General features: G+C 30.7%; 9 protein-coding genes. 6 read left to right on the top strand and 3 right to left on the bottom strand.

The features are described from left to right. Positions 1–853: PhoH family protein (locus tag ACKVOV_RS08410; RefSeq protein WP_409206315.1), on the bottom strand; the 853-nt coding region annotated here is incomplete at its 3' end. 96 nt (positions 854–949) lie between these two features. On the opposite strand from ACKVOV_RS08410, the gene ACKVOV_RS08405 reads away from it, so the two are divergent. From ACKVOV_RS08405 to dnaN, 6 genes are all read left to right on the top strand, one after another. Next, positions 950–1,780 (top strand): S-adenosyl-l-methionine hydroxide adenosyltransferase family protein, encoded by an 831-nt coding sequence (locus ACKVOV_RS08405; RefSeq protein ID WP_409206314.1) that lies wholly within the window; start codon positions 950–952, stop codon positions 1,778–1,780. Between the two features lie 43 nt (positions 1,781–1,823). Then, the gene (locus ACKVOV_RS08400) at positions 1,824–2,120 is read left to right on the top strand and encodes a putative quinol monooxygenase (RefSeq protein WP_409206313.1); all 297 of its coding nucleotides are present in this window, start codon (positions 1,824–1,826) and stop codon (positions 2,118–2,120) included. Positions 2,121–2,182: 62 nt separating this feature from the next. After that, positions 2,183–2,659 carry a T6SS immunity protein Tdi1 domain-containing protein gene (locus ACKVOV_RS08395; RefSeq protein WP_409206312.1) on the top strand — a complete coding sequence of 159 codons (477 nt, stop codon included), beginning with the start codon at positions 2,183–2,185 and terminating at the stop codon, positions 2,657–2,659. 52 nt (positions 2,660–2,711) lie between these two features. Then, complete coding sequence (gene gldF, locus ACKVOV_RS08390; RefSeq protein ID WP_348076564.1) at positions 2,712–3,443, top strand: gliding motility-associated ABC transporter permease subunit GldF; 732 nt, start codon at positions 2,712–2,714, stop codon at positions 3,441–3,443. Next, positions 3,443–5,122 (top strand): gliding motility-associated ABC transporter substrate-binding protein GldG, encoded by a 1,680-nt coding sequence (gene gldG, locus ACKVOV_RS08385; protein WP_409206311.1) that lies wholly within the window; start codon positions 3,443–3,445, stop codon positions 5,120–5,122. The genes gldF and gldG overlap by 1 nt, the downstream gene beginning before the upstream one ends. A 101-nt stretch (positions 5,123–5,223) precedes the next feature. Next, positions 5,224–6,342 (top strand): DNA polymerase III subunit beta, encoded by a 1,119-nt coding sequence (gene dnaN, locus ACKVOV_RS08380; RefSeq protein WP_409206310.1) that lies wholly within the window; start codon positions 5,224–5,226, stop codon positions 6,340–6,342. Positions 6,343–6,417: 75 nt separating this feature from the next. On the opposite strand, the gene ACKVOV_RS08375 is transcribed toward dnaN, so the two are convergent. Both ACKVOV_RS08375 and ACKVOV_RS08370 read right to left on the bottom strand, forming a co-directional pair. Next, entirely contained in the window at positions 6,418–7,272 is an 855-nt protein-coding gene (locus tag ACKVOV_RS08375; RefSeq protein WP_409206309.1) for a S1 RNA-binding domain-containing protein, read from the bottom strand. Positions 7,273–7,379: 107 nt separating this feature from the next. Beyond that, positions 7,380–7,724, bottom strand: coding sequence for a DUF2853 family protein (locus ACKVOV_RS08370; protein WP_409206308.1), 345 nt, complete (start codon positions 7,722–7,724; stop codon positions 7,380–7,382). Positions 7,725–7,740 lie beyond the last annotated feature (16 nt).

Here is a 7,740-nt window from a genome sequence, read left to right as displayed (position 1 = left end):
CTTCGACATCTTTAAGCACTAGGATCGCTTCTTTTAGTCCCGAAATCGTTCTTCGCGGTAAATCTACCTGACCTGGATCGCCTGTTATCATAAACTTGGCATTTTTTCCCATACGAGTCAGAAACATTTTCATTTGCGAATGTGTTGTATTTTGAGCTTCGTCGAGAATTACAAAGGCATTATCTAACGTACGTCCACGCATAAATGCTAATGGGGCTATTTGAATAATTCCTTTTAAAATATAATCCTCAAGTGTTTGTGGTGGCAACATATCTCGCAATGCATCATATAATGGTTGCATGTACGGGTCTAGTTTTTCCTTCATATCTCCTGGCAAAAAACCAAGATTTTCACCAGCTTCGACCGCTGGACGAGTCAAAATAATACGTTTTACTTGTTTTTCTTTCAATGCTTTTACAGCCATAGCAACTCCAGTATAGGTCTTTCCAGTACCTGCAGGACCTACAGCAAAAACCATATCGTTTTTGTTGATACAATCCACTAATAATTGTTGGTTTGGCGTCATCGCTTTGATAAGCTTACCTCCTATTCCGTGAACCAAAATCTTGTCGCTGTCTGCCATTTTTTGTTCTTCTCGAGAATCGCTCAAAATCACTCTATCAATAACATTGTTATCAATAGTATTGTAGCGTGTAAAGTGAACCATGAGTCTGTTGAAGCGTTTTTCGAATTCGTCTAGCTCATCTTTTTCGCCAAAGGCTTTAAGTGTTGTTCCTCGCGCTACTATTTTTCGCTTCGGATAATACTTTTTAATTGTTTCTAAATGAGCATCTTGTGTGCCCCAAAATTCTTTTGGAGCAATGTCGTGTAATTCAATGATTCGTTCGTTCAAAAGCAGGAAGATTAAATTAAAAAAATAAGTTAGCTTTGCATATCTCAAATTTAATAAATTTAGAGGGACGATTACAGAATAGTTATAAACAAAAAGATGTCAATAATTACGCTTACTACTGATTTTGGCTTGAAAGACCACTTTGTTGGTTCGCTAAAAGGCAAGTTAATTTCGGAATACCCTGAAGTTCAAATCATTGATATTTCTCATCATGTAGATTTGTTTAATATTTCGGAAGCGAGTTATATTATAAATTCTTCTTATAATAGTTTTCCTAAAGGAACAGTGCATTTTATTGGTATTGATAATGAACGAACTACAGAAAACAAACACATTGCAATACAATGGAATGATCATTTTTTTGTTTGTGCCGATAATGGAATTTTGAGTATTCTTACTCAGAAAATTGTACCACAAAAAATGGTCGAAATAAACATTCATAATCGTTTGCCCGATGGTTCGACCGATATAGATGTCTTTGTAAAAGTAGCTTGTCATCTTGCAAAAGGTGGTTCTCTAAATGTAATTGGTAAAGAAATCTCATCTATAAAAATTGTAAACGAATTGCAAGCTGTTGTGGCTTCAGATTCTAGTAGTATAAAAGGTTATGTGGTTTATGTAGATCATTTTGGGAATTGTGTAACCAACATTTCGAAAAAAATGTTTGCCGAAATTGGAAATAATCGCAATTTTGAGATTAAATTTGGAACCAAAACCATCAAGAAAATACATACTAATTATTCCGATTTTAAAGTATCAGAAAAATATACGCTGAGAGATTACGAAGGAGAAAAATTAGCCCTTTTTAACGAAGCTGGTTTTCTTGAAATTGCCATTTATAAAAGCAACCCGAAAACCGTTGGTTCAGCTAAATCGTTATTGGGATTGAAGTATAGAGATGTTGTAAATGTTGATTTTAGAATTTAAAAAAATCTGTTTAAATCATATTTCAATTATAAAAAATAAAAAGATGTTCGTAAGAATAGTAAAATTAAGTTTTCACGAAGAAAACATTCCAGCTTTTCTAGAAAATTTCGAATTAATGAAAGAAAAAATACGAAATGCTGAAGGAAATCGTTTCTTAGAATTATACCAAGACAAAAACAACAAATGTATTTTCTTTACTTATAGTTATTGGGAAACCGAGCAGGATTTAGAAAATTACCGAAACTCAGAATTATTTTATGATGTTTGGACATTTACAAAAAAATTATTTAACGACAAACCAGAAGCTTGGAGTGTTAAAAAATTGGTTTCTTTAGTTTAGCTTGCGATTTAACCATGGGTTTGTAGGAATGCTAAAATTAAGAACAAAACAAAAATAAAAATATGAAAATAACTTGGGATGATTTGAAAATTGATTTTTCAAATATTAATTCAGAAACTTTATTAGAAAGTTGGAACTGGTTGATTGGAAACGATAAAAAACTAATTTTAATTTCAAGTATTGGAGATGCATTTTTAGAAGATAAAAATGGGGTTTGTTATTGGCTAAATGTAGGAGAAGGAATTATTGCCAAAGTGGCTGAAAATAAAGAAGAATTAAAAACTAAATTAACAGACAAAGAAATTGTTGCAGAATGGTTTTTAGTTGAATTAGTTGCAGAACTAAAGAAAAGTGGAATTGAACTAACTGAAAATAATCTATATGGTTACAAAAAGTATCCAATTCTCGGTGGAGAATATTTGCTAGAAAATTTTGAATTGACAGATTTTGAAGTTCATTTTGAAATAAGCGGGCAAATTTACAAACAAGTAAAAGATTTACCAATTGGAACGAAAATTAATAAAATTGAAATAAAATAAAACCGAACGGTTAACAGCTTGAAACCTTAATTAAACAATATAAAAACAGAAAATGAAAGCCATATTATTTAAAGAATTTCGTTCCTTTTTTGGTTCACCTATAGGTTACTTAGTTATTGCCATTTTTTTATTACTCACCGGATTATTTTTGTGGGTTTTTGATGGTGATTACAATATCTTAAACTCAGGATTTGCAGACATGACTCCTTTTTTCACCATTGCCCCTTGGATACTTTTATTCCTAATTCCTGCAGTTACTATGCGTAGTTTTTCGGACGAGAAAAAACAAGGAACTATGGAACTTTTACTAACCAAACCATTATCACTTTGGGAAATTGTAAATGGGAAATTTTTGGGTGCTTTTTTATTATTAATAATTGCAATAATTCCAACTTTAGTTTATGTCAAAGTAATTTATGATTTGGGATTACCTGAAGGAAATATAGATTTTGGAAGCACGTTAGGTTCGTATTTTGGCCTATTATTTCTTATGGCAACTTATACTTCTATTGGGATTTATACTTCCACTTTATCAGACAATCAGATTGTAGCTTTTATTATTTCGGTATTTTTGTGTTTTGTTTTTTATTTTGGCTTTCAAGGCATTGCAAACTACAAGATATTTGGCAATTTTGGCGAAATAATTGAATCATTCGGAATGGATTACCATTACAAAAGTATGAGTCGTGGTGTGATTGATACTCGAGATATTATTTATTTTGTGAGTATAACTATACTATTTTTGTCGTTTACCGTTTATAAATTAAAATCATACAAATCGTGATGATACCAGTTAAGAAAAAGAAAATTAAGATATTATTACTTACTATTGCTATTATTCTTGTTATAAATGGAATAGGAAGTCAATTTTTTCATCGTTTCGATTTAACGCATGACAAACGTTACACTTTGTCTAAAACTTCGTTAGATATTATAAAAAACGCTAAAGAACCATTATATATTGATGTTTTTTTAGAAGGTAATTTTCCGCCCGAATTTAAACGTTTACAAAACGAAACCAAACAAATTCTAGATGAGTTTAAGGCTTATAATCCTAACATTATTTACCAATTTGTAAACCCTTTAGAAAATCCTGAAGAAGCTGATGCCATCATGGAATCCTTTGTACAACGAGGACTAAATCCTATAAATATCACTGTTGATGACAAAGGAAAACAATCGAAAGAAATGGTTTTTCCTTGGGCAATTGCAACCTATAAAGACAAAAGCACTAAGATTTCTTTATTAAAAAACAAATTAGGAGCAACGACCGAACAAAAAGTAGTCAGTTCCGTACAACATTTAGAATATGCTTTTGCTGATGGTTTTCATAAAATAACAACTAAAAAACAAAAGAAAATTGCTGTTATAAAAGGAAAAAATGAATTGCCAGATATTTTTAAAGCCGACTTCTTACAATCGGTTCGTGAAAATTATTTTATTGCGCCTTTTCCTTTAGATTCGGTTTCTAAAAACCCAGTGCTATTTGCAAAAGCATTAAAAACCTTCGATTTAGCTATTATTGCCAAACCAAAATCTGCTTTTTCAGACGAAGAAAAACAAGTTTTAGACCAGTTTATCATCAATGGAGGCAAAACATTATGGTTGGTAGAAACCGTAAATATCGATATGGAAAATCTAAATAAAATAGGAACTAGCTTTGCTTTCCCTTTCGATTTGGGTTTAAATGATATGTTTTTTAAATACGGATTCAGAATAAATCCAATATTAGTAAAAGATATTCAATGTGCGCCCATTTCGTTAGCTTCTGGAAACAAAGGAAACCAAACGCAATATGAGAAATATCCTTGGTATTTTGCGCCATATATTTTTCCTGAAAGTAAACACCCAATTGTAAACAATATTGATGGTGTAAAACTAGATTTTGCCAATGCCATTGATACGCTGAAAAACGGAATCAAGAAAACAATCTTATTACAATCTTCTATTTATTCTAAAAAAGTAGGAACTCCTGTTGAAGTTGATTTGAAAATGGTAAACGAAAAACCAAATCCACAAGACTTTCTGCCAGGAAGTATTCCTGTTAGTGTTTTGTTAGAAGGTAATTTTTCTTCCGTATTTGAAAATAGAGTTTTAGCTTTTAATGATCCAAGTTTTAAGGCCAAAGGGAAAGCATCTAAAATGATTGTAGTTTCAGATGGTGACATTATTAGAAATCAACTAGATGATAAAGGACAACCTTTAGAATTGGGTTTTGACAAATGGACTAATAAAATGTATGCCAACAAGGAATTTTTAATGAATTGCGTGAATTATTTACTTGACGATAACGGACTTATTAACATTAGAAGTAAAGAAGTCGATTTACCATTATTAGATAAAGAAAAAGTAGCTGAAAACTATACCTATACTCAATTGCTAACTGTCGGATTACCATTGGTATTATTACTGTTTTTTGGAATTGTGATTACTTATTTTAGAAAAAGACAATTTGGTCGTTAGTTGTTGATAAAAATGTTTTCAATACTGATTAGTTTACGATATATTTGTAAAAAATAATAAAGTTCTGGAAATTCAGAACAGAAGAATTTAAAAAAACGATGATGAAGTTTATAGTATCAAGCTCATATTTATTAAAACAATTACAGGTTTTAGGAAGCGTTATTAACAGTAGTAATACGTTGCCTATTTTAGATAATTTCTTATTTGAATTAAAGAAAAATGAATTGTTAGTTTCTGCTTCTGATTTAGAAACTACAATGTCTGCCTCACTTACAATCGATTCTAAAAGTGAAGGAAGTGTTGCTGTACCTGCAAAATTATTGTTAGAAATACTAAAAACATTCCCAGAACAACCACTGACATTTACAGTTGAAGAAAATAATACTATCGAAATTAGTTCACAATCAGGAAAATATGCCCTAGCCTATGCTCCTGGTGAAGAATTCCCAAAATCTGTAAACTTAGATGAACCATCTAAAACAATTGTTCCTGCCGAAGTATTATCGACAGCAGTAAGCAAAACAATATTTGCAGCTGGAAACGATGATTTACGTCCAGTAATGTCTGGTGTATTTTTTCAGTTTTCTCCAGAAGGATTAATTTTTGTTGCTACTGATGCACATAAATTAGTAAAATACGCTCGTACTGATGTAAAAGCATCTCAAGTTGCTGATTTTATTATGCCAAGAAAACCTTTAAATATTTTGAAAGGAATTCTTGCAACTTCAAACGAAGAAGTTACTATCGAATATAATGATTCGAATGCTACTTTCTCTTTTGATAATTATATTTTAACTTGTAGATTAATTGACGGAAAATACCCTAATTATGAAGCAGTTATTCCAAAAGAAAATCCAAATAAATTAATGATTGACAGAACTCAATTTTTAAGTTCTGTACGTCGTGTGGCTATTTTCTCTAATAAAACAACACACCAAATTAGACTTAAAATTGCTGGAACAGAATTAAATATTTCTGCTGAAGATATAGATTATTCAAACAAAGCTGAAGAACGTTTAACTTGTGATTATCAAGGTGATGATATGCAAATAGGTTTCAATTCACGTTTTCTATTAGAAATGTTAGGAAACTTACAATCTGATATGATTATGTTAGAAATGTCTATGCCAAACAGAGCTGGAATCCTTACTCCTATTGATGGTCTTGATGAAGGAGAAACAGTAACTATGTTAGTTATGCCTGTAATGCTAAACAATTAGAATTCTATATAATAATTAGATTTTTTATAAAAAAAATGTTCAGAAAATCTGAACGTTTTTTTTTTATAATATAAATTACAAAGTATATATTAAATAAATGCCGTCTTCTTTAATTTCAATTAATTTTTCTTTATACAAAGTACCAATTGCTTTTTTAAATGTCTTTTTACTCATTTTCAAAACCGTTTTTATATCTTCCGGATGAGAATCATCGTTTAAACGAAGAAAACCAAGACTAGCTTTGAGTTCGTCGAGAATAACCTGCGCACTTGGTTCTACTTTTTCGAAACCTAATTTTGTTGCAGAAACATCTATTTTTCCATCAGGACGAATATTTTTTATATAACCTACAATCCTATCCCCAGTACGCAAATCATCGTAAACTTCATTTTTGTACAATAGACCTTTGTGCTTTTCATTAATAATAACATTAATACCTACTTCGGTAATATGAGAGACTATTAAATCAACCTCTTCTCCATTTTCGACTGTAATATTATCATTACTCAAAAACTGATTAGTTTTGCTTGAAGCTACTAATCGGTTTGTTTTTTCGTCCATATAAAGGTAAACTAAATAACGTTTTCCTTTTTCCATCGGTCTAGCTTGCTCTTTAAACGGAACTAGAATGTCTTTTTCCATTCCCCAGTCCATAAAGGCACCTACTTGGTTTACATAATTTACACGTAAAAGAGCAAACTCATTCAACAGTATATAAGGTTCTAGAGTTGTTGCTACAGGGCGTTCTTCATGATCTAAATATACAAAAACAATAAGTTCTTCTCCAATTTCGAATTCGTTTGGTATATATTTAATAGGTAATAATATATCTTTACTTGGATCTTTGTTTATTTCGGGCAAACCTAAATATAATCCAACCTTGGTCTCACGGAGTATGGTTAGCGTATTGTATTTTCCTATTTCAATCATTTTATTCTATTTTTTCTTAAAGTGCAAAGGTACAAAGTTTAGAAGTTGTTCCAATAAAAAAGCGCTTCATTTCTGAAACGCTCTGTATTTTTTTATAAAACTATTTACTATTTGTTGTAAATGCCTTCTTTTTTGAAATGAATAGCTAGTAAATAATATACTACTGCTCTATATTTATTCTTATTAGATTTACCATATTTTTCCATAACAGCTTCAATTCCTTTATCTAAATCTGGACCATCTTTTAGCCCTAATTTTTTAATTAAGAAATTATTTTTTACTGTGTCTAGTTCAGATTGTTGACTTCCTGCTACTGTTGCAGCATCTTTATTGTAAATAGATGGTCCACAACCAACAGTTACTTTTGTTAACAAAGCCATATCGGCAGTATGTCCACATTTTTCTTTTAAGTCTGCTGCGTAAACAGCGATAAGTTCATCTCTTTTGCTCATAATAGTTTATATTATT

It is taken from the genome of Flavobacterium sp., from assembly GCF_046153165.1.
Taxonomy (GTDB): domain Bacteria; phylum Bacteroidota; class Bacteroidia; order Flavobacteriales; family Flavobacteriaceae; genus Flavobacterium.
The sequence above is the reverse complement of the archived record's forward strand: the minus strand, read 5'-3'. Positions and strand labels throughout refer to the sequence as shown.

Excerpts from the sequence above, each read along its gene's own strand:
- ACKVOV_RS08400 (WP_409206313.1), top strand. The coding sequence starts at position 1,824 with ATGTTCGTAAGAATAGTAAAATTAAGTTTTCACGAAGAAAACATTCCA.
- gldF (WP_348076564.1), top strand. The coding sequence starts at position 2,712 with ATGAAAGCCATATTATTTAAAGAATTTCGTTCCTTTTTTGGTTCACCT.
- ACKVOV_RS08375 (WP_409206309.1), bottom strand. The coding sequence starts at position 7,272 with ATGATTGAAATAGGAAAATACAATACGCTAACCATACTCCGTGAGACC.
- ACKVOV_RS08395 (WP_409206312.1), top strand. The coding sequence starts at position 2,183 with ATGAAAATAACTTGGGATGATTTGAAAATTGATTTTTCAAATATTAAT.
- dnaN (WP_409206310.1), top strand. The coding sequence starts at position 5,224 with ATGAAGTTTATAGTATCAAGCTCATATTTATTAAAACAATTACAGGTT.
- ACKVOV_RS08405 (WP_409206314.1), top strand. The coding sequence starts at position 950 with ATGTCAATAATTACGCTTACTACTGATTTTGGCTTGAAAGACCACTTT.
- ACKVOV_RS08370 (WP_409206308.1), bottom strand. The coding sequence starts at position 7,724 with ATGAGCAAAAGAGATGAACTTATCGCTGTTTACGCAGCAGACTTAAAA.
- gldG (WP_409206311.1), top strand. The coding sequence starts at position 3,443 with ATGATACCAGTTAAGAAAAAGAAAATTAAGATATTATTACTTACTATT.